General features: G+C 72.7%; 19 protein-coding genes and 1 pseudogene. 7 read left to right on the forward strand and 13 right to left on the reverse strand.

The window, feature by feature from the left end:
• Positions 1-96: 96 nt before the first annotated feature.
• Entirely contained in the window at positions 97-1,026 is a 930-nt protein-coding gene (locus ABZ454_RS06385) for a hypothetical protein (RefSeq protein WP_359536325.1), read from the reverse strand.
• Positions 1,027-1,105: 79 nt separating this feature from the next.
• On the opposite strand from ABZ454_RS06385, the gene ABZ454_RS06390 reads away from it, so the two are divergent.
• Together ABZ454_RS06390 and ABZ454_RS06395 are read left to right on the forward strand one after the other, a co-directional pair.
• The gene (locus ABZ454_RS06390; RefSeq protein WP_356313317.1) at positions 1,106-1,888 is read left to right on the forward strand and encodes an SDR family oxidoreductase; all 783 of its coding nucleotides are present in this window, start codon (positions 1,106-1,108) and stop codon (positions 1,886-1,888) included.
• A gap of 380 nt (positions 1,889-2,268) precedes the next feature.
• Positions 2,269-3,840 carry a sodium:solute symporter family protein gene (locus tag ABZ454_RS06395; protein WP_356313320.1) on the forward strand — a complete coding sequence of 524 codons (1,572 nt, stop codon included), beginning with the start codon at positions 2,269-2,271 and terminating at the stop codon, positions 3,838-3,840.
• An 81-nt stretch (positions 3,841-3,921) separates the two neighbouring features.
• On the opposite strand, the gene ABZ454_RS06400 is transcribed toward ABZ454_RS06395, so the two are convergent.
• A complete protein-coding gene (locus ABZ454_RS06400) occupies positions 3,922-5,037 on the reverse strand; it encodes an ADP-ribosylglycohydrolase family protein (protein ID WP_359536326.1) in 1,116 nt (371 codons plus the stop codon).
• A gap of 290 nt (positions 5,038-5,327) precedes the next feature.
• On the opposite strand from ABZ454_RS06400, the gene ABZ454_RS06405 reads away from it, so the two are divergent.
• Complete coding sequence (locus tag ABZ454_RS06405) at positions 5,328-6,236, forward strand: aminoglycoside phosphotransferase family protein (RefSeq protein WP_359536327.1); 909 nt, start codon at positions 5,328-5,330, stop codon at positions 6,234-6,236.
• Positions 6,237-6,355: 119 nt separating this feature from the next.
• Here ABZ454_RS06405 and ABZ454_RS06410 read toward each other — a convergent pair whose 3' ends face one another.
• Positions 6,356-6,763, reverse strand: a complete 408-nt coding sequence (locus ABZ454_RS06410; protein WP_359536328.1) for a hypothetical protein — start codon at positions 6,761-6,763, stop codon at positions 6,356-6,358.
• A 127-nt stretch (positions 6,764-6,890) separates the two neighbouring features.
• Positions 6,891-9,473, reverse strand: coding sequence for a bifunctional FO biosynthesis protein CofGH (locus tag ABZ454_RS06415; RefSeq protein WP_359536329.1), 2,583 nt, complete (start codon positions 9,471-9,473; stop codon positions 6,891-6,893).
• Between the two features lie 116 nt (positions 9,474-9,589).
• Between ABZ454_RS06415 and ABZ454_RS06420 the strand changes: the two genes are divergently transcribed.
• A complete protein-coding gene (locus tag ABZ454_RS06420) occupies positions 9,590-10,267 on the forward strand; it encodes an HAD family hydrolase (protein WP_356313339.1) in 678 nt (225 codons plus the stop codon).
• A 229-nt stretch (positions 10,268-10,496) separates the two neighbouring features.
• Positions 10,497-10,982: pseudogene (locus ABZ454_RS06425) on the forward strand (DUF4157 domain-containing protein); the annotation flags it as partial.
• 865 nt (positions 10,983-11,847) lie between these two features.
• Here ABZ454_RS06425 and iolD read toward each other — a convergent pair.
• Genes iolD through ABZ454_RS06455 form a run of 6 tightly spaced genes read right to left on the reverse strand, consistent with a single transcriptional unit; the run spans position 11,848 to position 18,252 of the window.
• The gene (gene iolD / locus ABZ454_RS06430) at positions 11,848-13,704 is read right to left on the reverse strand and encodes a 3D-(3,5/4)-trihydroxycyclohexane-1,2-dione acylhydrolase (decyclizing) (RefSeq protein WP_359536330.1); all 1,857 of its coding nucleotides are present in this window, start codon (positions 13,702-13,704) and stop codon (positions 11,848-11,850) included.
• Positions 13,701-14,540, reverse strand: a complete 840-nt coding sequence (iolB, locus tag ABZ454_RS06435; RefSeq protein WP_359536331.1) for a 5-deoxy-glucuronate isomerase — start codon at positions 14,538-14,540, stop codon at positions 13,701-13,703. The genes iolD and iolB overlap by 4 nt, the downstream gene beginning before the upstream one ends.
• An 11-nt stretch (positions 14,541-14,551) precedes the next feature.
• Positions 14,552-15,427, reverse strand: a complete 876-nt coding sequence (locus tag ABZ454_RS06440) for a deoxyribose-phosphate aldolase (RefSeq protein WP_359536332.1) — start codon at positions 15,425-15,427, stop codon at positions 14,552-14,554.
• Entirely contained in the window at positions 15,420-16,364 is a 945-nt protein-coding gene (iolC, locus tag ABZ454_RS06445) for a 5-dehydro-2-deoxygluconokinase (RefSeq protein ID WP_356314346.1), read from the reverse strand. Before iolC ends, ABZ454_RS06440 begins: the two co-directional genes overlap by 8 nt.
• 32 nt (positions 16,365-16,396) lie before the next feature.
• Entirely contained in the window at positions 16,397-17,254 is an 858-nt protein-coding gene (locus ABZ454_RS06450) for a TIM barrel protein (protein WP_359536443.1), read from the reverse strand.
• Complete coding sequence (locus ABZ454_RS06455) at positions 17,254-18,252, reverse strand: Gfo/Idh/MocA family oxidoreductase (RefSeq protein WP_356313351.1); 999 nt, start codon at positions 18,250-18,252, stop codon at positions 17,254-17,256. The genes ABZ454_RS06450 and ABZ454_RS06455 overlap by 1 nt, the downstream gene beginning before the upstream one ends.
• A gap of 160 nt (positions 18,253-18,412) precedes the next feature.
• Here ABZ454_RS06455 and ABZ454_RS06460 point away from each other — a divergent pair, with 160 nt between their 5' ends.
• On the forward strand, positions 18,413-19,156 hold the full coding sequence (locus ABZ454_RS06460; protein WP_359536333.1) for a GntR family transcriptional regulator: 744 nt from the start codon (positions 18,413-18,415) through the stop codon (positions 19,154-19,156).
• A gap of 88 nt (positions 19,157-19,244) precedes the next feature.
• Here ABZ454_RS06460 and ABZ454_RS06465 read toward each other — a convergent pair whose 3' ends face one another.
• The 3 genes from ABZ454_RS06465 to ABZ454_RS06475 form a co-directional block, all read right to left on the reverse strand.
• On the reverse strand, positions 19,245-19,880 hold the full coding sequence (locus tag ABZ454_RS06465) for a DUF47 family protein (protein ID WP_356313357.1): 636 nt from the start codon (positions 19,878-19,880) through the stop codon (positions 19,245-19,247).
• Positions 19,877-20,854: an inorganic phosphate transporter gene (locus ABZ454_RS06470; RefSeq protein WP_356313360.1), complete on the reverse strand. Its 978-nt coding sequence runs from the start codon at positions 20,852-20,854 to the stop codon at positions 19,877-19,879. Before ABZ454_RS06470 ends, ABZ454_RS06465 begins: the two co-directional genes overlap by 4 nt.
• Before the next feature lie 72 nt (positions 20,855-20,926).
• On the reverse strand, positions 20,927-22,240 hold the full coding sequence (locus tag ABZ454_RS06475; RefSeq protein ID WP_359536334.1) for a phytase: 1,314 nt from the start codon (positions 22,238-22,240) through the stop codon (positions 20,927-20,929).
• Between the two features lie 262 nt (positions 22,241-22,502).
• On the opposite strand from ABZ454_RS06475, the gene ABZ454_RS06480 reads away from it, so the two are divergent.
• Positions 22,503-23,720, forward strand: a complete 1,218-nt coding sequence (locus ABZ454_RS06480; RefSeq protein ID WP_359536335.1) for an ABC transporter substrate-binding protein — start codon at positions 22,503-22,505, stop codon at positions 23,718-23,720.
• The last annotated feature ends 62 nt before the right edge of the window (positions 23,721-23,782 follow it).

The raw sequence follows: 23,782 nt of genomic DNA on the forward strand, positions 1-23,782 counted from the left end.
GGTAGCCCTCTCGTCCGGTTCGCCGTCCTGGCCGAGAGGGCTCCCCGCGCGTTTTTGGGACCCGGTACCACCGCACGGCGCCCCGCGTCGTCCGGTTCAGCGCAGCTGATCCACGTACCGGTCCGTACCCGGCACGGTCGGGACGAACGGCGCCACCAGCTCCACCCGCCCCAGTCCCGACTCCGAGACCGCCGCGTCGAGCCCGGCGAAACGCTCCGCCCAGCACGCTCGCGGATCCTCCTGGAGGAACCAGAGCAGGGTCAGCCGGGTGTCGACGCCCTCGACCTGCTTCACATAGGTCATCCGGTCCCCCGGCAACGGCGTGGGCCGGAAGACGGTCACCATCGCGGCGGGCGACCCGCTCAGCCGCCCCGGCAGATGCCGGGCACGCAGCCACTCCAGCAACTCGGCCCGCTCGGCGGGCCCTTCGGCGTCGATCACCTCCAGGACCAGTCCGCGGTACGGATGGTCGAGGGCGTGGAAGTCCCGGGGCCCCGCGGCCCCGTCCCGGTAGACCGTCGCCTCATGGTCCTGGAACGCCGTGAAGACGTGGGTCCGGTCCTGGTAGACCCGGCCGTCCCGGTTCAGCCGCTTGTTGATGCCGACGGTCCACTTCATGTGGTCGTCGTAGCGTCCGTCCGTCACCCAGTACGTGGACAGGTAGCAGCCGGCGGTGACCGGCTGGGCGATCGCGGACTTGTCCGGGTACCGAAGCTCCTGGAGCTCCCGGGTGGCCACCCAGCGCCGGCCGGCGAACATCCAGGGCATCGCCATCGCACCGGCGTAGTAGTGGTCGTCCTCGTACCAGCGGTTGTACGCGAACTCGTGCCCCGGGTGCGGTTCCACCATGGTGATCAGCGCGTGGCCGGGGTGGACTCCGTACGGCCCCAGCGCGGCCAGCTCCGCGTACGTCCCGCTCCGCGTCCCGCCGTCCCGTGCCCGCTCGCCCCGCGTTCGGCCCTCGCGCGCTTCCTCGCCCCGCGTCCCGCCGTCCCGCGCTTCCTCGCCCCGCGTTCCCTCGCTCATGCCGTTCCCCTTCCGTACTCCGCCGGAGGGACCTACTCTGACGCCCCGTCAGACGAACTGCCAGAGCCGGGAGGCGCCGATGTTGCTCGCCGGAAAGACCGTCATCGTGTCCGGGGTGGGCGCCGGGCTCGGGCACCGGATCGCGGCCACGGTCGTGCGCGACGGCGGTGACGCGGTGCTCGGGGCGCGCACCGCGGCCAATCTCGCGAAGTCGGCCGCCGAGATCGACCCGGAGGGGCGGCACACCGCGCACCTGGCCACCGACATCACCGACGAGGCCCAGTGCGAGGCGCTCGCGGCGCTGGCCGTCGAACGGTTCGGGCGGATCGACGCGGTGGTCCATGTCGCCGCCTGGGACAGCTACTTCGGCGGCGTCGAGGATGCCGACCTGGACACCTGGAAGGCGGTCGTCGACGTCAATCTGCTCGGCACCCTGCGGATGACGCGCGCCTGCCTGCCCGCCCTCAAGGAGCGGGGCGGCTCGGTCGTCGTCATCGGCACGCAGTCCGCGGTGGCGGCGCCGTCCCAGGTGCGGCAGGCGGCGTACGCGGCCTCCAAGGGTGCGCTCACCTCGGCGATGTACTCCATGGCGTGGGAGTTCGGACCGCACCGGATCCGGGTGAACACCGTGCTGCCGGGCTGGATGTGGGGGCCGCCGGTGCAGGCCTACGTGCGGTTCACCGCCCACACCGAGCAGGTGCCCGAGGCCGAGGTGCTGGGGAGGCTGACGGAGCGCATGGCGCTTCCGGAGCTGGCCACGGACGGCGATGTGGCGGAGGCGGCCGTCTTCCTGGCCTCCGACCGGGCTCGGGCGATCACCGGGCAGTCCCTGCTGGTCAACGCCGGGGAGCTGATGCGCTGACGCCCGGGCGCGCTCCGCGGGGAGTTCGGCAAGGTCGGTCCTCCTCCTTCTCGGCCGCACGGGACCCGCATCCCGTGCGGTCTTTCTTGTGCTCTTCGGCGCTCCTGGACGTTCTCTGATCTCTCTGCACAGCCTGACGAAGTGCCCGCTCATCGTGTGGCCGCCGTCACGCTCACGACAACGCCTTCGTGGGTCAAGAACAGGTAAAAACGTTCGACTAACTGATCCGTGTTCACATCCCTGACCGCCGAAAACCTTGACCGAGGTACCGAACAGGCGGTTCAATCCCCGATGTCCCCGCTCCCGCACGGGGGCCCCGCTGAGCGGCCGTACTGACGAAGTGCGTACCCGTTCACAAGGCGGACCCCAGGAGGGGGCACATGAACAGTCTCGACTGGGTCGTGCTCATCGGCTACTTCGGCGTGATGATCGCGATCGGGCTCTGGTCCCACAAGCGTGTGGACAACGTCAGCGACTTCTTCACGGCCGGCGGCAAGATGCCGTGGTGGCTGTCCGGCATCTCGCACCACATGTCCGGCTACAGCGCCGTGATGTTCACCGGCTACGCCGGCATCGCGTACCAGTACGGCGTCACGTCCTTCGTGACGTGGTCGCTCCCCATCGCCATCGGCATCGGGATCGGCGCCAAGCTCTTCGCGCCCCGGCTCAACCGGCTGCGCTCCCGGCTGCACGTCGCCTCGCCCCTCGAATACCTGAAGAACCGCTACAACATCCAGACCCAGCAGGCGCTCGCCTGGTCCGGTCTGCTGCTGAAGATCGTGGACGTGGGCGCCAAGTGGGCGGCCATCGCCACCCTGCTCTCCGTCTTCACGGGCATCACCCTGACCCAGGGCATCTTCATCACCGGCATCATCACCGCCGTCTACTGCACGGTCGGCGGTCTGTGGGCCGACGCGCTCACCGAGCTGGGGCAGTTCGTCATCCAGCTGTTCGCCGGCATCGCGATGCTCGTCACCGCGATGAGCAAGCTCGACGGCTTCAGCACCCTGTGGACCGTCTGGGACAAGCTGCCCGAGGGCCACACGGACCCGACGGCCGGTCCGTACACCGTGACCTTCCTGCTGGCGTACCTCTTCATCAAGACCTTCGAGTACAACGGCGGCATGTGGAACCAGGCCCAGCGCTACATGGCCACGGACTCCGCCGCCTCCGCGACCCGCTCGGCGCGGCTCTCCGCCATCCTGTGGCTGGTCTGGCCGACGGTCCTCTTCTTCCCGATGTGGTGCGCCCCGCTGCTCGTCCACGCGCAGAAGCCGGACGCCTCCGACAGCTACGCGCTGATGACCGAGCAGCTGCTTCCGCACGGTCTGCTGGGCCTGGTCGTCGTCGGCTTTTTCTCGCACACGATGGCCATGTGCTCCTCGGACGCCAACGCCATCTCGGCGGTCTTCACCCGCGACATCGCCCCGGTCTTCTCCAAGGCGGCCCGCAACTGGAGCAACCGGGCCGGCCTGCTGGCCGCGCGCCTCTCCACGCTCGGCTTCCTGGGCCTGTCCATGGCGCTGGCGACCCAGATCAACTCGCCGACGTTCAAGGACATCATCTCGGTCGTCATCAAGTGGGTCGCCGGCCTGATGGGTCCGATCGCGATCCCGTTCATGCTGGGTCTGCTGCGCAGGTTCCGTAAGTCGGGACCGACGGCGGCGCTCACCAGCTGGGCGGCGGGCCTGCTGGCGTTCTACTTCACCAACTACAACTTCGACGGTTCGGTGAAGACGGGCGTCGCCCTGCAGTACCAGGTGGCGCTGCCGCTGGCGATCTCGCTGGTGCTCTACATCGTCATCGGCTTCGTCAAGCCGGAGGACACCCCGGAGCGCGACGCGATCATCGAGCAGATCAACTCGGACGGCGGGGACTCCGCGACCGGTGCGGCCCTGCCGGTCCAGCGCGGTCCCGAGGACGTGGCGGTCGCGGAGGGCGTGAAGGACTGACGCCTGCGGCTGTACGGAAGTGAGGGGCGGGGTCATGGATGCGGCGGCTTCCGTGACCCCGCCCCCGCCCGCTTCCAGACGTCAGCCGCGCGGATAACGGGCCAGCCAGCCCGGGGCGGCGGCTGCCGGACCGTGCAGGGCGGGCCCCTGCGTCATCTCCATGGCGAAGTCGTCGGCGAGTTCGAGGAGGGTGGCGCGCCCCTCCAGTTCGGCGAGCCAGGCCGGCGGCAGCGCGGTCTCGCCGTGCAGCGCGCCGAGCAGCGCCCCGCACAGGGCCCCGGTGGCCGCGGACGGCCCCCCGTGGTTCACGGCCAGCCGCAGCCCGTGCCGGACGTCCTCGCCGACGAGGGCGCAGTACACGGCCACGGCGAGCACCTCCTCGGCGGCGTCCGTGGCGCCCAGCGATTCGATGAGGGCGGGGCCCGGAATGCCCTGGCGCACGGTCCCGAGGGCCTGCTGGAGCGCCTCGGTGACGGGTTCGTGGCCCGGCCGCCCGGCAAGCAGCCCCAGGGCGTGCTGCACGGAACCGTCCAGCGTCTCGCCGCGCGCCAGCCCGTGCACGATCACGGCGAGGGCGCCCGCGGAGAGCAGGGCGGTGGGGTGGCCGTGGGTCTGGGCGGCGCACTCGACGGCCAGCTGGAGCACGAGCTGCGGCTCCCAGCCGACGAGCAGTCCGAACGGCGCGGAGCGGGTGAGCGCGGCCGAGTCGCGCGCGGTGGGGTTCTTGGGCCGGTCGAGGGTGCCCATGACGGTGTCACCGAAGCCGCCCAGGCACTCCCGGGTGGGCGCGCGGCGGCTGTAGAGCCACTCCTGCCCGGCGAGCCAGCCGTTGTCCTTGCGCCGCTCGTCGGGCCCCCAGTCGTACTGGGTGGCGGCCCACCGCAGATGGGCCTGGTGCACATCGGTGGGCGGGTGCCAGGCGCCGGTGTCGCGGCGCACCTGGGCGCGGATGAGCCCGTCGACCGTGAACAGGGTGAGCTGGGTGACGGCGGTGACGCAGCCGCGTCCGCCGTGTGCGGGGACGAACCCGGTGACGGCGTCGGCGCCGTGGGCCTCGCGGATCTCCTCCAGCGTGAGCCCGCTGACCCCCGCGCCGAGCGCGTCGCCGATGGCGCCGCCGAGCAGTGCGCCGCGTACCCGGCTGCGGAAGTCCTGCTGCTCGGCACGGCCCCAGACGGCTGTGGTCCCTGCGCTCACCCCGTGCCCCTCCCCGTCTCCGGCCGGTGCGCTCCCGTGTGCGACTGCGCGGTGACTGCGCAGCACTGTAATCGAACGGAGAGGGGGCCGACGGGGGCGGAACGGTATGTACGAAGTTGCTGGTTCGGTTCAGTTTTGCGCGGCAATCTCCGGGGATTGCCGCTGCGTCCGGCCGCCCCTGCCGTGCGCGATCCGCAGGACGTCCGAGAGCTTCTCGACGGCCCGCTCCCGACGGGCGCCGGCGCCAAATTCCGTTGTGCCGTCCGGGCACCGCGCGCGATGATCGCACGATGGCATCCTCCCGTCCCGACGGTCGCGCCGGAATCGACGCCGCACTCGTGAAGCGCCTGATCGCCGCTCAGTTCCCGCAGTGGAGCGCTCTTTCCGTCACCCCGGTCGAGGTCGACGGCTGGGACAACCGCACCTACCGCCTCGGCGACGCGATGACGGTACGCCTCCCGACGGCCGCCGGTTACGTCCCCGCGGTGGAGAAGGAGCACCACTGGCTGCCGCGCCTCGCTCCGGGGCTGCCGGTCGCCGTGCCCCCGGTGCTCGCCCTGGGCGCGCCGGGCGAGGGCTATCCGTATCCGTGGTCGGTCCGGCGCTGGCTGCGGGGCGAGACCGCGGCTCGGGGCCGCATCGGCGATCTCCCGCGGTTCGCGGTCCAGGTGGCCGGCTTCGTCCTCGCCCTCCAGGGCTGCGACGCGACGGGCGGTCCGCTCGCCGGCGAGCACAGCTGGTACCGGGGCGCGTCTCCCGCCCACTACGACGAGGAGACCCGGCGCTGTCTGGCCGCGTCGGAGGGCCATGTCGACACGGACCGGGCCCGCGCGGTCTGGGACGCCGCCCTGACCGCCGAGTGGCACGGGGAACCCGTGTGGTTCCACGGCGACATCGCCTCCGGCAACCTGCTGGTCGACGGCGGCGACCTGTCCGCCGTCATCGACTTCGGTACGTCGGGGGTCGGCGACCCGGCCTGCGACCTGGTCATCGCGTGGGGGATGTTCTCCGGTGAAAGCCGGGAGGCGTTCCGGCACGCGGTCGGCCAGGACGACGGCACCTGGGCCCGGGCCCGGGGCTGGGCCCTGTGGAAGGCGCTGCTGAACCTGACGGGGCTCATCGGCGCGGACCGGGTGCGAGCGGGCAACGAACTGCGGGTCATCGAGGCCGTGCTGGCCGACCACGACCGCTTCGGCTGACCTGCCGATCCGCCCGAGGCGGCCGGCCACCCGCAGAGCGTCCGCCCCGCGCCGAGCCGTTCCGTCGCGGGGCGGTGCCGTACGAGCCGCAGCACCGGCTCGTCCGGCCGAGGCACTGTCTATTTCTCGGCGAAGACGTCCTCGGTCGACCTGGCGGTGGGGGCGCGCAGGAGCCAGCGGTTCAGGGTGTCCAGATCACCGCAGGTGGTGATCCGTTCGCGTGCCTCGTCCGAGACATCGACGCCCGCCTGCGCGAGGAAGAGGAGGATGCCCTGCGCAATGCCCTCCGTACGGCCCTCGTCCCGGATTTCCTCTGCCATGAAGGACTTGTAGAAAGAGAGGTCCACGGCCACCAGGTTCCTCCACTGTTGTGCGGCCGGGCGGTTGCCCAGGCCTTGTGCGGTGAGTTCGACAAGGGGATCGGCGATGGTTTCCGGTACGTCCCGCAGAGCGGTGGACAGCGTCTTCCCTCGCTCGAAGTGCCCCCGAGCGCCGGGTTCGTCCTTGCCGGGAGCATATGTCCGCACGCATCGCCCGGGGCCGCCCGAAGAGAGAGCTCACCCATGTGAGTGACGTCCTGGCCGGGGCAGTTGAGGGCCACCGCTTCCGGAGCCCGGAGTCCGCCACGCGGCTCCGGAAGCGGCTCCCGCCCCGCTACTGCGGGACCACCGGCAGCAGATCCGGCAGATGCCCGTCCGAGGCCGCCGCCGCCGTGATCCGCTCCTCGGGGACCTCGCCGTACAGGGTCGTACGCGGCTTCGCCGGCCGGCCGGCCGCCTCGGCCACCGCGACCAGGTCCTGCACCGACTTGTACGAGCCGTAACTCGACCCGGCCATGCGGGAGATGGTCTCCTCCATCAGCGTTCCGCCCAGGTCGTTGGCGCCCGAGCGGAGCATCTCCGCCGCGCCGTCCGTGCCCAGCTTCACCCAGCTCGTCTGGATGTTCGTGATGTGCGGGTGGAGCAGGAGTCGGGCCATCGCGGTGACGGCGCGGTTGTCACGGTCGGTGGGGCCGGGGCGGGCGATGCCGGCCAGGTAGACGGGCGCGTTGGTGTGGATGAAGGGGAGGGTCACGAACTCCGTGAAGCCGCCGGTCTCCTGCTGGAGGCGGGCGAGGGTCCGCAGGTGGCCGAGCCAGTGGCGGGGCTGGTCGACGTGGCCGTACATCATCGTGGAGGACGAGCGCAGGCCCACCTCGTGGGCGGTCCTGATGACCTCGAGCCAGGTCGCCGTGGGCAGCTTGCCCTTGGTGAGGACCCAGCGGACCTCGTCGTCCAGGATCTCCGCCGCCGTGCCGGGGATCGACCCGAGGCCCGCCTCCTTCGCGGCGAGCAGCCAGTCGCGGATCGACAGGCCGGTGCGGGTGGCGCCGTTGACGACCTCCATCGGCGAGAAGGCGTGCACGTGCATGCCGGGCACGCGCTCCTTCACCGCCCGCGCGATGTCGAAGTACGCGGTGCCGGGCAGGTCCGGGTGGATGCCGCCCTGCATGCAGACCTCGACCGCGCCGACGTCCCACGCCTGCGCGGCCCGGTCGGCCACCTGGTCCAGGGAGAGGGTGTACGCGTCGGCGTCGGTGCGCCGCTGGGCGAAGGCGCAGAAGCGGCAGCCGGTGTAGCAGACGTTGGTGAAGTTGATGTTGCGCGTGACGATGTAGGTGACGTCGTCCCCGACCACGTCCCGGCGCAGGGTGTCCGCGATCCGGCAGAGCTCGTCGAGGGCGGGTCCGTCCGCGTGCAGCAGGGCGAGGGCCTGGTCGTCGGTGAGTCGCGTCGGGTCGGCGGCGGCCTGGCTGAGCGCGCCCTTCACGTCGGTGTCGACGCGGGAGGGGACCATGCCGGGAGCGGCGGCCTCGCGGAGCGCCTCCCAGTCGCCGTACACCTCGTCGAAGTCGTCGCGCCGGTCACCGGTGCGGCCCTCGGTGTCGATGGTGCGGTGCAGGTCGGTGCGGCCGGAGGCGCCGAACTCCTCGTCGGGTTCCTGCCAGGGGAGGCCGACGGGGATCGCCCCCTCCTTCGCGAGCCCGGTCTCCGGGTCGGCGAGGGCGCGGACGTGCGGGAGGAGCCTGGGGTCGAGCCAGGGCTCGCCGCGCTGGATGAACTCCGGGTAGATGGTGAGGCGTTCGCGGAGGTCGAAGCCCACCTCGGCGGTCCGCGCGGCGAGCTCGTCGATGTGCGGCCAGGGGCGCTCGGGGTTCACGTGGTCCGGGGTGAGCGGGGAGACGCCGCCCCAGTCGTCGATGCCCGCGCCGACGATCAGCGCGTACTGCGCGTCGACGAGGTTCGGCGGGGCCTGGATGCGGGCGGACGGGCCGAGGATGTGGCGGGCGACGGCGATGGCCGCGGCCAGTTCCTCCAGCTCCGCGTCCGGCATGGCGCGCATCGCCGTGTCGGGCTTGGCGCGGAAGTTCTGGACGATGACTTCCTGGATGCCGTGGTAGGCGCGGGCGGTCCTGCGCAGCTCGAAGAGGGAGTCGGCGCGCTCCTCGTACGACTCGCCGATGCCGATGAGGATGCCGGTGGTGAACGGGACGTTGGACCGGCCCGCGTCCTCCAGGACCCGCAGCCGCACGGCCGGCTCCTTGTCCGGGGAGCCGTGGTGCGGGCCGTCGGGCTCGGACCACAGGCGGGTCGCGGTCGTCTCCAGCATCATGCCCATGGAGGGCGCGACGGGCTTGAGGCGCTGGAGGTCGGTCCAGGTCAGCACGCCCGGGTTGAGGTGCGGGAGGAGTCCGGTCTCCTCGAGGACGCGGATCGCCATGGCGCGTACGTACGCGAGGGTGTCGTCGTACCCCTCCGCCTCCAGCCACTCCCGCGCCTCGGGCCAGCGGTCCTCCGGCCGGTCGCCGAGGGTGAACAGCGCTTCCTTGCACCCCATCGCCGCACCCTCGCGGGCGATGGCGAGGACCTCGTCCGGGGACAGGAACATGCCGTGCCCCTCGCGCCGGAGCTTGCCGGGCACGGTGACGAAGGTGCAGTAGTGGCACCTGTCGCGGCAGAGCCGGGTCAGCGGGATGAAGACCTTGCGGGAGTACGTGATGACGCCGGGCCGGCCCGCCGCCTCCAGTCCCGCGTCCCGCACCCGGGCGGCGGACGCGGCGAGATCCGTCAGGTCGTCGCCGCGCGCCTGGAGCAGGACGGCGGCCTCGGCCACATCGAGGGCCACTCCGTCACGGGCGCGCCTGAGAGCGCGTCGCATGGCGTTGGTGGTGGGGCGTCCGCGCTGAGGATCGGTCATGAACCGAGCATACGAGCGAGGAGTCGCCTGATGACCAGCCGGATCTCCCGCAGGTCCCGCGCGTCCCTGGTGCCTCGGCCGCGCACGGGCCCCCGACCCGTAGGCTCGGCCCGGTGATGGAAACGATCGTTTTCGACATCGGCGAGACCCTCGTCCGCGACGACCGCTACTGGGCGTCCTGGGCCAATTGGCTCGGCGTCCCGCCGCACACGCTGAGTGCGCTGGTCGGGGCCGCGGTCGTCCAGGGGCGGGACAGCGCCGACGCGCTGACCCTGCTGCGCCCCGACATGGACGTCACCGAGGCCTCGATGGCCCGCGCCGCCGCCGGGCGCGGCGAGCACCTGGACGAGTCGGACCTCTACCCGGACGTCCGGCCGGCGCTGGCCGAGCTGCGGGCGCTGGGCGTACGGGTGATCGTCGCGGGCAACGGGACCGTGCGGGCCGGGGAACTGCTGCGGGCACTGGACCTGCCCGCGGACCTGGTGGTCACCTCGGACGAGTGGGGCGTCGCCAAACCGGACCCGGAGTTCTTCGCCCGGGTCCTGGAGGCAGCCGGCTCGCAGGCGCGGTCGACGCTGTACGTGGGCGACCACCCGGCGGGCGACCTGTTCCCGGCCAAGTCCTCGGGGCTGCTGGCGGCGCACATCCGGCGGGGCGCCTGCGGCTACTGGTGGGCGGACCACCCGGATGTGGTGGACACGGTGGACTTCCGCATCAACGCCCTGACGGAGCTGCCGGCCCTGCTGAGCAAGGTGCCGGAGCCGCCGCGTCCGAGGGTGTTGCGGGCCCTGTAGGCGTCCTCCCCGCCGTTGCGGGCGGGGGGACCAGGCCCGTGCGGACATCAGGTCTGCCCGGGGCCTGCCCCCGCGCCCCTGCCGGACACCGCCCACGGGGTGTTTCGTCGTACGGGTCTGTGTCGTCGTCGAAAGGGGCGTTCCGTTGTTGCACGAGCGAGGCCCTGACCAGGTCCCCCGTAAACAGCCGCCCCCGCGGGTCCAGGCCCCGGTGGACCACGACGGCGTCATGGCCCTGCAACGCAGCGTCGGGAACGCCGCGGTGCTGCACATGCTGCAACTGGCCGGGCACGCGTCCGCACAGCACCGGCACGGAGCGGACTGCGGCCACCAGCAGACCCCGGCGACCGGCGCCCCGGTCCAGCGGTCCGCCGTCCACGAGGTGCTGGCCCGGTCCGGCAGGCCGCTCGGCGCCCCGCTGCGCGAGGAGATGGAGTCCCGCCTGGGCGCGGACTTCTCCGAGGTCCGCATCCACGAGGGCAGTGCCGCCCGCGCCTCGGCCGCCGGGGTCGGGGCCCGCGCCTACACGTCCGGCAACCATGTCGTCATCGGCGACAGCGGCGGGGACAAGCACACCCTCGCGCACGAACTCACCCACGTGATCCAGCAACGGCAAGGGGCCGTCTCCGGCACCGACAACGGCAACGGGCTGGCGATCAGCGACCCCGGCGACCGCTTCGAACGCGAGGCCGAGGCCAACGCCCACCGCGTCATGTCAGGGCCGGTCCCGCAGGTGCAGAGGGCCGTCGGGAGTGCGGCCGGCACGGGCGCGGGGCACGCCCGCCCGTCGGTCGCCGCGATCCAGCGCGTCGCCGCGGGAGGTCACGCGCAGGGCGACCACGTGTTCAACGCCCTGGACAACACGGCCGCGCAGATCGCCACGTCGCTCGAGGCGCGCGCACGGGCGCTCCCTTCGACGCTCGACGACGCCACCACGAAGGCCTTCCGTAAGAGCGCCCACCTCAACGGGAAGTTCAAGGCGAAATACGCCGCGCTGTCGGCCGCGGTCACGGCCGTGCAGGCCACGGCCGCACGGGCCGGGCACCTCGGCCATCCGCACGACAGCAGCGTGCCCCACTACTCGTTCATCGCGACCCTGGCGGAGGACTCGGTCGCCGGACCGGACGCGAACGCGGCGACGTTCGGAGCCTTCTCCAGGGACCTGACCGAGAAGGCCGCGGCGGCGGGGACGGAGGGATGGGCGCTCGGCGACCTGGACGCCACCTCCTCGGCATGGAGCCACTTCCTCGAAGCGAGAGTCTTCGACCCGGACGCGGTGACGAAGATCCGGAACAACCGCCTGGGAAACGGCCAGGCGCGAAGCGCCTTCAACACCTGGCTCACGAACACCAAGAACGAGTACGGACTCCTCTACTTCGAGCTGATCACGGCGATGAAGGCGCTGGACGCCTTCATCCGGTGGGCCGGCGTCACGCAGAAGAACATGTACGAGATCGAGGACGCCGGTCACAAGGACTGGGACCGGGCCGACGCGGACACCTACGTGCCGCCGGCAACCGAGACGTAGGAGCGGGCCGGGCCCCCGCGAAGGGCGGGGCACCGGCCCGGCGGCCCGGCCCTCAGAGGTACGGCCGCTGGGCGGACTTGGCCCGCGCGTACGCCTCACGGGCGGCCCTGGTCTCCGGTGCGTCGGAGACCTCCGCGACCGGCACGTCCCACCAGGCCCCGGAGGACGGCGCGGGCACCATCGGGTCGGTCTCGACGTGGATCACCGTGGTCCGGTCGCAGGCCCTGGCCTCCGTGAGGGCCTTGCGGAGTTCGGCGACGCCGGCGACGCGCAGGACGTCCGCCCCCAGGCTCGCCGCGTTGGCCGCCAGGTCGACGGGCAGCCGGTCGCCCTCCAGCGCTCCGGTGTCCGCGTCGCGGTAGCGGTACCAGGTGCCGAAGCGCGGCGCGCCCACCGTCTCGGAGAGCGCCCCGATCGACGCGAAGCCGTGGTTCTGGACGAGGACCACGATGAGCTTCACCCCTTCGGAGACGGCCGTCAGCAGTTCCTGCGCCATCATCAGGTAGGAGCCGTCGCCCACCATGACGAAGACCTCGCGCTCCGGGGCGGCGAGTTTCACGCCGAGCCCGCCGGCGATCTCGTACCCCATGCAGGAGTAGCCGTATTCGACGTGGTACTGCTTCGGGTCCGCCGCCCGCCAGAGTTTGTGCAGGTCGCCCGGGAGGGATCCGGCCGCGCAGACCACGACGCCGTCCTCGCCGGCCGCCTCGTTGACCGCTCCGACCACCTCGGACTGCGCGGGTTTCGGGGTGTGGCCCAGGTGGTGGGCGGCGTCCACGGCCGCGTCCCAGTCTCGGGCCAGCGCCGTGGTCCGCGCCCGGTGCTCCGGGGGCGCCTGCCAGCCGGCCAGCTCGGCCGTCAGCGCCTCCAGGGCGGTGCGGGCGTCGGCGACCACGGCCAGTCCGGCGTGCTTGACCGCGTCGAGCCGCGCGACGTTGATGTTGAGGAACCGGACGCCGGGGTCGGCGAACAGGGTGTGCGAGGCGGTGGTGAAGTCGCTGTAGCGGGTGCCGATCCCGATCACCAGGTCCGCCTCCCGGGCCAGCGCGTCGGCCGCCGTGGTGCCGGTGTGCCCGACGGCGCCGGCCGCACACGGGTGGCCGTGCCGGAGCGCCCCCTTGCCGGCCTGGGTCTCGGCGACCGGGATGCCGGTGGCGCGGGCGAAGGCGTCGAGCGCCTCGGTGGCGCCCGCGTAGACGACCCCGCCCCCGGCCACGACGAGGGGGCGGCGGGCGGCCCGGATCATCCGGACGGCGTCGGCCAGCACCTGGGCCTGCGGGGCCGGCCGGTCGATGCGCCACACCCGGTGGGCCAGGAACTCCTCCGGCCAGTCATGGGCCTCGGCCTGCACGTCCTGGGGCAGCGCGAGCGTCACCGCGCCGGTGTCCACCGGATCGGTGAGCGTGCGTACGGCCGCCAGGGCGGCGCCCATCAGCTGCTCGGGGCGGCCGATCCGGTCGAAGTACCGGGAGACGGGCCGGAAGGCGTCGTTGACGGTCACATCGCCGGCCCACGGTGTCTCCAGCTGCTGGAGCACCGGTTCGGCGACGCGCGTGGCGAAGGTGTCCCCGGGCAGGAGCAGCACGGGGAGCCGGTTGATGGTGGCCCCCGCGGCGGCGGTGATCATGTTGGTGGCCCCGGGCCCGACCGAGGCGGTGCAGGCGAACGTCGAGAGCCGGTCGGACATCCGGGCGTAGGCGGCGGCGGTGTGCACCATCGCCTGCTCGTTGCGGGCCTGGTAGTACGTCAGGTCGCGGTTCTCCCAGAGCGCCTGCCCGAGGCCCGCCACGTTGCCGTGCCCGAAGATGCCGAAGCAGCCGGCGAACAGGCGCCGGCTCACTCCGTCCCGTTCGGTGTGCTGGGCGACCAGGAAGCGCACCAGTGCCTGGGCGACGGTGAGCCGGATCATGCTGCCCCTTCCGCGGACGGTGCTGCGGGGACGGCCGGAGCGCCGTCCCAGGTCTCACGTACCCAGGCGTGCGCCGGGTCGTCGGTGATCCGCCAGGCGCGCTCGTCGTGCGGGCCGGCCATCACGTTGAGGTAGTACATCGGGTAGCCGGGCAGGGCGGCCGACGGGCCGTGCCAGCCGTCCGGCACCAGCACGACGTCACCCGTGCGGACCTCGGCCGTCACCCCGGCGGGGCCGGGCGGGCTGCCGCCCAGCCGGTGCGTGCCGAAGCCGCCCCGGGCGATCTCGAAGTAGTAGACCTCCTCCAGCGCGGACTCGGTCGCGGTGTGCTCGTCGTGCTTGTGCGGCGGATAGCTGGACCAGTTCCCGTCCGGGGTGAGGACCTCCACCACGATCAGCCGGTCGCATGCGAAGCCGTCGGCACTGGCCAGGTTGTTGACCTGCCGGCGGCAGGAGCCCGCGCCGCGCGTCTCGACGGGCACCGCCCCGGCCGGGCCGTGGCGGAACGGCAGGTCCCGCCGGGCGGTGCCGCTCGCCAGCGCGAAACGGCCGCCGCCGGGGCTGCTGATGACGGCGTCGCTGCGGCGCGGGACGTACGCGAAGTCGCTCACGCCCTCGAAGACGCCGGGGCGCCCGGCCAGCACGGTCTCCCGCGTGCCGCAGCGTACGGAGCAGGAGCCGGAGAGCGGCAGCACGATCACCTCGCGCTCCTGCGTGCCGAACGACTGCGCGCCGCCGGGGGCGAGTTCCAGCACCCTGAGTCCCGTGTGCCGCATGCCGGTGTCCACGGTCCAGGGGCCGTTCGCGGTGCTGCCCGCGGGTTGATGGCCGTCCATCGCGCCTCCTCTCACAGCAGGCCGACGGCGGTGTCCACCGCGGCGGCCACATCGTCGTCGGGCGGGTAGAGCAGGGACCGGCCGGCCACCAGCCCGCGCACCGTGGGGAGCCGGAGCGCCTTCTCCCACGAGGCGTACGTCTCGTCGGGCGTGCCCGGAGGGTCGCCGCCGAGGAGCAGCGCGGGCAGCGTCGACGCCTCCATCACCGCCTCCATGTGGTCGACCACCGGAACCTTCAGCCAGGTGTAGGCGGAGGTGCGGCCGAGCCCCTGGGCGATGGCCAGGGCCCGGACCATGGCCTCGGGGCGCAGGTCGTTGACCGCTCGCCCGTCCGGCCCGCGCTTGACCCAGAAGGGTTCGACCAGGGCCGTCAGCCGGCGGTCCGCGAGGGCGGAGACGGCGGTCGCGCAGCCCGCCAGGGTGTCGGCGGTGGCGGCGTCGGACGGGTCGATGCGCAGGAGCATCTTCCCGGCGTTGAATCCCATCTCCTCGATCGAGGCGGCGTCGTAGGCGGTGAAGCGGTCGTCCATCTCGAAGACGGTCTCGGGTACGCCACCGCGGTTCATCGAGCCGATGACGACCTTGTCCTCCAGGGCGCCGAGCAGCAGCAGGTCCTCCAGGACGTCGGGGGTGCCGAGCACGCCGTCCACCCCCGGGCGTTCCAGGGCGGTCAGCAGGCGGTCGAGCAGTCCGGCGCGGTTCGCCATGGCGTCGGGCCGGCCGCGGACGGCGAGGGCGCCACGGGCCGGGTGGTCGGCGGCCACCAGCATCAGCCGGCCGGATGGCTGGATCATCGGGCGCCGGCTGCGCCGCTTCGCCGCCTCCAGGATCGCCTCGGGCCGCCGGGCCCGGGTCTCCATCAGGGTCTGCAGTGCTCCGTCACGCATGCGGTGCCGTCCCGTGGGAGTGGGCGTCTTCCATCATGTCCTCCACCTGGGGGGTAGTCGGCATGTCGGGGGCGCAGAAGAGCCGCCCCGCGACGTAGGCGCCTGCGGCGTTGGCGAAGCGGAGGGTCCGCGTCAGTGGCCAGCCCGCGAGCAGGCCGTGGCACAGGGCGCCGCCGAAGGCGTCGCCCGCTCCGAGTCCGTTGACGACCCGGACGGGGTGGGGGGCGACCACGACGCGTTCCGTGGCGGTGCGTGCCAGCACCCCCGCGGGGCCCTGTTTGACCACGGCCAGTTCGATGCCGGTGGCCAGCAGGGCGTCGGCGGCGGCGTCCGGGTCGCGTACGCCGACGGCCGCCTCGCACTCGTCGAGGTTGCCGACGGCCACGGTGGCCCCCGCGAGGGCGGCCCGCAGGGCGGGCCCGGCGGCCTGCGGGGAGGACCAGAGCCGGGGCCGGTAGTCGAGGTCGAGCACGGTGATGCCCGAGCGGTCGCGGGCGGTCAGGGCGGCGAGGTGGGCGGACGCGCTGGGTTCGGCGGACAGCCCGGTGCCGGTGACCCAGAGCAGTCCGGCCGCGCGCACCTCGTCCAGGTCCAGTTCGCCGGGGCGGATCTGGAGGTCGGGGGTGCCGGGCGGGCGGTAGAACCAGATGGGGAAGTCGTCGGGCGGGAAGACCTCGCAGAAGGTGACGGGGGTCGGGGGTCCGGCGACCGGGTGGACCCGGGCCGCGTCGACTCCGTAACGGCCCAGCTCGGCCCGGAGGTAGTCGCCGAAGGGGTCCTGTCCGGTGCGGCTGATCAGGGCGGTGCGGCGGCCGTGCCGGGCGGCGGCGACGGCCACGTTGGCGGCGCTGCCGCCCAGGTGCTTGCCGAAGGTGTCGACGTCGGCGAGGCCCACCCCCTGCTGGAGCGGGTAGAGGTCCACGCCGAGCCGTCCCATGGCCAGGACCTCGGGCGCTCGGCCCGGAGCTGTCACGAGGTCACCTCGCGCAGGTGGGCGAGGGACGCCACGACGTCGGCCAGCGGCCCCTCGCCCGCGGCGGGTTCGGCGTCGAGGACGGTGTCCTGTTCGAGTACGTACCAGCCGGTGTAGCCGGCCGCGTCCAGCGCGGTGGTGATCGCGGCGATGTCGACGTCACCGCGGCCGAGCGGCTGGTAGAGGCCGGTGCGGACGGCTGCCGTGTAGGTCAGGTCCCCGGCCCTGACCCGGGCGGCGAGTGCCGCGTCGACGTCCTTGAGGTGGACGTGGGCGATCCGGTCGGCGGCCCGGCGGGCCAGGTCCACCGGGTCGTTGCCGCCCGCCAGCAGGTGTCCGGTGTCCAGGCAGAGGGGGACGGAGCTGCCGGTGAGGACGCGTTCGACCTCCGCCGGGCCCTCGACCATCGTGCCGATGTGCGGGTGCAGGGCGGTGGTGAGGCCCTCGGCGCCGGCGTGGGCGGCGATCCGGTCGAGGTTGGCCAGCAGGGCGTCCCATTCCCGGGCGGAGAGCTCCGGGCGGGCGTCGTAGCCGTCGGATCCGGTGGCGGCGGCCAGGACCAGGGTCCGTGCGGACCCGAACCCGGCCAGGGCGCGCCGGACACCGGGCAGCGGGTCGTGGCCGGGGGCGTGGAGGACGACGGGGACGAAGCCGCCCACGGCGGCCAGTCCGTGCCCCGCGAGCAGGGCGGAGCGGGCCTCGGGGTCCTGCGGCAGGAAGCCGTCAGGCCCGAACTCGGTGGCGGCGAGACCGGCCGCCGCCATCTCGTCGAGCACCCGTTCCGGCTTCATCTGGTGTCCCCAGCCGGGGACTTCGCACACACCCCAGGAGATGGGCGCTCCGGCGACGCGGATCATCGGCCCGCCTCCTCTACCCGCACGGGGCGGCCGGTGCGGCACGAGCGGTCGGCGGCCTCGGCGACCAGCAGGGCGGCCAGCGCGTCGTCCCCCGTGCAGGGGCTGGGGCGCAGGCCCGCGGCGACCTCCGTGAAGGCCGTCAGCTCCGCGACGTACGCGTCGCGGAAGCGGCTGAGGAATCCGTCGTGGGAGACGGCCGCGGGCTCGGGTCCGCCGGCGGTGAAGCGGAGAGGGGCGTGCGGGTCGAGGCCGGTGGCCAGCGTGCCGGTGGAGCCGGCCACCTCCATCCGTACGTCGTAGCCGGCGCCGTTGTAGCGGGTGGCGGTGCACGTCACGAGGGTGCCGTCGTCGAGGGTGAGGACGGTGACGGCGGTGTCGACGTCTCCGGCGGCGGTGAAGTAGGGCTCGCCCCGGTTGGCGCCGGTGGCGCTGACCTCGACGACCTCGCGGCCGGTGACCCAGCGCACGATGTCGAAGTCGTGCACGGCGCAGTCGCGGAAGATGCCGCCCGACGCGGGCAGGTATCCGGCCGGGGGCGGCGCGGGGTCGGCGGTGCAGGCCCGGACGGTGTGGAGCCAGCCGAGTTCACCGGCGGCGACGGCGTCGCGCAGCGCGACGAAGCCGGCGTCGAAGCGGCGCTGGAAGCCGACCTGGAGCGGGACGCCGGTGCCGTCCAGCTCGGCCAGCAGGGTGCGGGTCTCGTCGAGGGTGCCGGCGATCGGCTTCTCGCAGAAGACCGGCACGCCGGCGCCGGCGGCGGCCCGTACGAGGTCCGCGTGGGCGGCGGTGGGGGCGGCGATCACGACGGCGTCCGGACCGGAAGCCAGCAGTCCGTCGAGGTCGGGGGCGTGTTCGGCACCGAGTTTGACGGCCAGGTCGTGCGCCTGGCGTTCGAGGGCGTCGTGGAGGACGACCCGCGTCACGGCGGGCAGTCCGATCAGGGTCTCGGCGTGGAACGTGCCGATGCGGCCGGTACCGATGAGTCCGATGCGCATGCGCGAATGCCTCCGGTTCGAGGAGGAGTGGATGCTGTCCCTGATTTGTATCCCGGCACTCACAACGCGTCAAGCATTTGTTCTGACATATATACGTACAGAGCTTGCGTCGAACCGTGCGGCATACTGAACGCCTGGTTCTACGTTTCGAGGAGCCCTCATGGAACCCATCACCAGGCTGATAAGCATCGACCGCAGCAGTCCGGTACCGCTGTACTTCCAGGTCGCGCAGCAGCTCCAACAGCTCATCGAATCGGGCACGTTGGCGCCCGGGACCAGGCTGGAGAACGAGATCGCGCTGGCCGACAAGTTCGGTCTTTCGCGTCCGACGATGCGCCAGGCCATGCAGCACCTCGTCGACAAGGGGCTCCTCGCCCGCAAGCGCGGCGTGGGCACCCAGGTCGTCAACAACCGGGTGCGCCGGCAGATCGAGCTGACCAGCCTCTTCGAGGACCTCAAGCGCGACGACCGCCGGCCCCGCACCGAGGTGCTGTCCATGCAGACCGTCCCCGCCACGGGCGCCGTCGCGGTCGCACTCGGACTCGATCCGGGCACGCCCACCGTGGCGCTGCGCCGGCTGCGCTACGCCGACGACGAGCCCATCGCCGTGATGCAGAACCACCTGCCGGCGGACCTGCTGACCCTGACCGAGGACGAGCTCACCGCGCACGGGCTCTACGAACTGCTCAAGCGGGCCGGCATCTCCCTGCGCACGGCCCGTCAGAACATCGGGGCGCGCAGGGCCACGGCGGCGGAGGCCCGCCTGCTGGGCGAGGGCCGCAGCGGCACCCTGCTCACCATGGAGCGCACGGTCCAGGGCGACGGGGGACGCCCGGTGGAGTTCGGCTCCCACCTCTACCGGGCGTCCCGGTACTCCTTCGAGATGACGCTGACCGCCCACTGAACAGCCGCGGGCGGCGGCGGGCGGGTCCGACCCGGGCCGCCGGTCCGGGGGCCGGGGACCGAGGGGCCACCCGCACCGGGCCGCCCGCTCAGTGGCTGCGCTTGAGCATGGCGTCCGACAGGGCGGCCACGGACTCCCCCAGCCGGAGCCCCACCACGTCCAGCCGGCGCAGCAGTTCGCGCCGGGTGAGGGTGTCGGCGCCGACCTCCTGCCGCAGCAGCTCGGCCATGGCCAGCTGGTAGTGCCTGCGCACCTGTCCGGCGGACTTGCGGGCCGCCTCGGTGGCCGCGTCCACCTCCCGGGGCCGGTCCGCCAGCCCCTGGACGGCGCCGCGCAGCATGGCCAGGCCCTCCGCCACGCCGGCCAGCGCCGGCAGGTCCGCGGGGTTCCCCTCGGCGCCGTAGAGATCGGTCTCCCGCACCAGGTCGCGGAGGTTGTCCAGCACGTCGTCGACGCTTCGGGAGAAGCGGTACAGGTCCTCGCGGTCGATCGGCGTGGTCAGGGCGACGGCGAGTCCGGCGACGAGTCCGGCCCGGCCGGTGTCGCCCCGGTGCTCGACGTCGACCATGGCCTCGCGGGCCTCGGCGGGCGTGAGCGTGCCCTCGGACATCGCGGACGCCAGCCCCACCCCCTCGATGGCTGCGTCGAGTTGGGTGGCCAGCAGGTCGGTCAGCTGGTGGTGCGAACGGCCGGTGAGGTCGTCGACGATTCTGCGCAGACTCATGCGGTCACTCCTCGGGTGAGCAGTCCGGCCAGCAGGCCGGCGGCGTAGGCGGCGGGCAGGGTCACGCCCCATGCGGTGATCAGCGGGACGGAGAACTGCCAGCGCACTCGGCGGCCCCCTTCGCTGGCGCCCGCGCCCACCAGTCCGCCGATCACCGCCTGGGTCATGCTCACCGGTGCGCCCAGGGCGGCGCTCGAGAACACCGTGGCGGAGGAGGCCATCTCCGCCGAGGCGACCTGCCAGGGGCGGGCCGCCAGGAGCCGGACCGATGCCCCGCCGGACACCCGGCGCAGACTGAGGGCGGTCCCCACCGCGAAGACCAGCGCCACCGCGGCGACCGGCAGGAGACCGGGGGGCGTGTCCAGGCTGCCGCCGACGTGACCGGCCGACGCCACGGCCGCGACGGCGAACATCTTCTGGCCGTCGTTGGCCGCGTAGGCCAGGCACTGGCAGCAGAAGGCCGCCAGGTGCGCTGCGTGGACCAGGCGCGGCATCCCGGCCACCGTCGGTACGCGGCGGGCGCCGCGGCCCAGTGCGAACCCGGCGGCGGCGCCGACCAGCGGCGCGGCCGCGGCGATCCCCAGCACCAGGCCGAGCCTGGCCCACTGCGGCCGTTCACCCAGTCCGGAGCCGGCGCCGGCCAGTCCGCCGAGGACGGCCAGCGTGATCGAGGTGGGGATGCCCCGCCAGGTCAGGAGGAGGACGAGTACCAGGGCCGCCGCGGCCCCGCACAGGAAGATGAGGGCGGGATGCGCGGCGTCGCCGGGTATCAGGCCGTCGGTGAAGGTGCGGGCCACCCGCACCCCGAACAGGGCGGGCCCGGCCGCCACGGCGGCGGTCAGCATCAGCAGGACCGGAACGGCCGAGCCGCTGCTGTGGCGTACGGCCATGGCCAGCAGCGAGGCACCGTCGTTGGCGCCGCAGACGAGGACGAAGGCCACGGCCGTGATGACGAGCGCGATGGTGGTGGTCAAGGAAGCGTCTACCTCACGTGGTGGGGGCGGCGCGCACCCGGTGACCCGGTGTGCGCGCCGCCCCGCGGGCCGTCAGTCGTCCAGCGCGTCGGCCACGTCGTCCCAGTCGACGAACTTGAAGTTCGTGTCGGTGCGGACCTCTCCGTCCTCACCGGTCTCGTCCGGGGCGTTGAAGCCGTCGTGGACCACCAGCAGCCCGTGCGGGTACCCGTCGCCCAGCGGTGCGTTGAGCACCGCCGCGCCGTCGCACTCCTCGGAGCCGTCGATCGCGCCGGCGCCGCCGGAGGCCGCCGGGGCGACCCGGAAGTTGCCGACGTAGTCGTTGTCGCCCTCGCGCTCGTAGGCGACGAAGGTGTTGTCACCCTGGCTGGAGGCGAGCAGGTATCCCTCGCCGTCGTCCTCCTGGTAGATCGTCAGTCCCTCGACGTCGGCGGTGATGCGCTTGCCGCCCACTCCCGGGTCCGTGCCGGGAGTGCACTCGTCGGCCACCGGGTCGTAGGTGCCGGGGACGCCGAACTCGCGGACCTTGTCGACCATCCGGGGCGATCCGGTGAGGTCGGCCCGCATCCGCCAGATGCCGACGTCCTCCTGGGCCGCGTAGAGGACGCCTCGCTCGGCGTCCACGACCATGCCCTCGACCTGGGGGGTGCGGCCGGGCTCGTCACAGGGGGTCCAGCGGGTGCCGCCGCCGATGTCGAACGAGGCGGGCAGGTCCAGGGTCCGGACCCGCTGGTAGGTGACCTTTCCGGTGGCCGTCGCGGTCAGCTCCAGCAGGGCCAGGCGTGTGGTGTGGCGCTGGCTGGCGAGCGCGTAGTACCGGCCGGTCGCGGCGTTGCGCCAGGTGGCGAGCCCGTAGGCGCTCTCCTGCTCGTCCACGTCCGCCTCGGTGGCGCTGAAGACGCGCGGGGCGGCGGGGTCCGTCAGGTCGGTGAGCGGCGCGTCGGGGTGGTGACGGTCGATGCCGTAGATCCGCAGCCGGTCGCGGCCCCGGTCGGAGACGACGGCGACGTCGGTGCGGCTGCCCTGGATCTTCAGCCCCGACAGCAGGTCGACGTTGTTGAACCGGCCGGGTTCGTTCTCCGGTCCGGGTGCGGCGGGGGCCTGGAACGACTGGATCTCCCGGCCGTCGAGGTCGTGGACGCGCAGTCCGCCCTGCTTGGCCGTGGCGATCACGAGGCTGGCGTCCGGGTCCGCGGCGTTGAACCAGATCGCCGGGTCGTCCGCGTTGGCGTCACCGCCGGCCGCGTCGTCGAACAGGGCGGGGGTCTCGCTGACGGCGTACACGGAAGGGGTGTTCGCGGCAGCCGCGGGGTTCACCATTGCCGCGATCAGTGCGGCGGTCGCCGCCGCCAGAGCGGCGGTGGTCAGACGTCTGGGCAGGTGCATCGTGCCTCCCGAAGTGGGTTGGGCGGTGCGGGATGGCCAGGACAGTACATAAGTATGTGCTGACATAAAAGGCCGCGGACCGGAGTGGCTCGCCGGGGACGCCCAACCCGCCTGGATTTCCACAGAGTTACATCAGCATGTCTTGACATAGTGAAGAAGGCGGGCGGAAGCTGCTCCCCAAGTCGCCCCGACCGCCTTGCGGAGAAGGCCGACCCACCCAGGAGCAGCCCGGCTCCGCCGGGCCCACGCAGGAGGTCAGGCATTGTCCAGCAGCACTCCCCGCATCGGTGGCTCGCAGCGACCGGTCCCAAGAATCGCGCTCGCGGCCCTGGTTGCCGTCCTCGCCGGCGCCGCGGCCTGCGCCCCTTCGAGCAGGCAGGGCGACAACGCCCCCGCCGGGGGCGGCGCGGCCCCGTCCGCCGTCATCGACGATCCCGCCGGCTTCGACCTGGACGCCCTGGTGGCGGCCGCGAAGAAGGAGGGGTCGCTCACCGTCTACGACAGCTCCGGCGACATCACCAAGGTCGCCAAGGCGTTCAGCGCCAAGTACGGGATCAAGACAACCGGGGTGAAGAACAAGGTCGGCGACACCCTGGAGAAGATGACCCGGGAGGCGCAGGCCGACAACGTCACCATCGACATGACCCTGTACGAGGACGGTCCCAGCCTCGTCGGCGAGCTGCTGCCGCAGAAGGTCGTGTACACCTGGATACCCGCCGACCTGTCCAAGAACGTCCCGGCGGCGAACCGGAGCCCGCTGCTCGTGCTCTCCAAGGCCAACGTCTGGGTGTACAACCCGAGGCTCTTCCCCAAGGGCTGCCCGGTGGACAACGTCTGGGACCTGGTCGGCCCCGAGTGGAAGGGCAAGGTCGCCCTCCAGGACCCCCTGGGCAAGCCGAACATCGTCGAGTGGTTCAACCAGCTGTCCAACGGCGCCGATCAGGCCCTGCGCGACGCGCACAGTGCCGCGCACCCCGGCGAGGAGCTGAAGACCTCGCAGAAGACGGCGGGCGAGGAGTGGGTCGTCAGGCTGGCGAAGAACTCCCCCGTGCTCACCTCCGCCGACGACGACGTGGCGGCCGCGGTGGCGTCCCCCAACCAGAAGCAGCCGCGCATCGGACTGGTGTCCAACGCCAAGTTCCGTGACATCGAGGAGAAGAACTACTCGATGCGGGTCTGCGACACGCTCAAGCCGTGGAGCGGATACCTCTACCCGAAGTACTCGGCGATCGCCTCCAAGACGAAGCACCCCCACGCGGCCAAGCTCTTCACCCACTTCATCCTCACCGAGGAGGGCATCGGCCACGAGATGGGCGCCGGCGGCATTCCCGGCAGCACCGCGGTCAAGCAGGGGGCCTTCACCCCGGACGGGCTGACCGACTGGAAGAAGGAGCTGTTCGCCTTCGACCCCACGTACCTGGCGAAGGACTTCGCCGACACCGAGGCCATGCAGGACCTGTGGCGCCTCAGCCACAGCTGACCTCCCCGGCACGCCCCGCCCCGTGAACCCTTCCGGCCGGCCCGGCCTCCCCCGACGGGCCG

Source organism: Streptomyces sp. NPDC005803, from assembly GCF_040630435.1.
Taxonomy (GTDB): domain Bacteria; phylum Actinomycetota; class Actinomycetes; order Streptomycetales; family Streptomycetaceae; genus Streptomyces.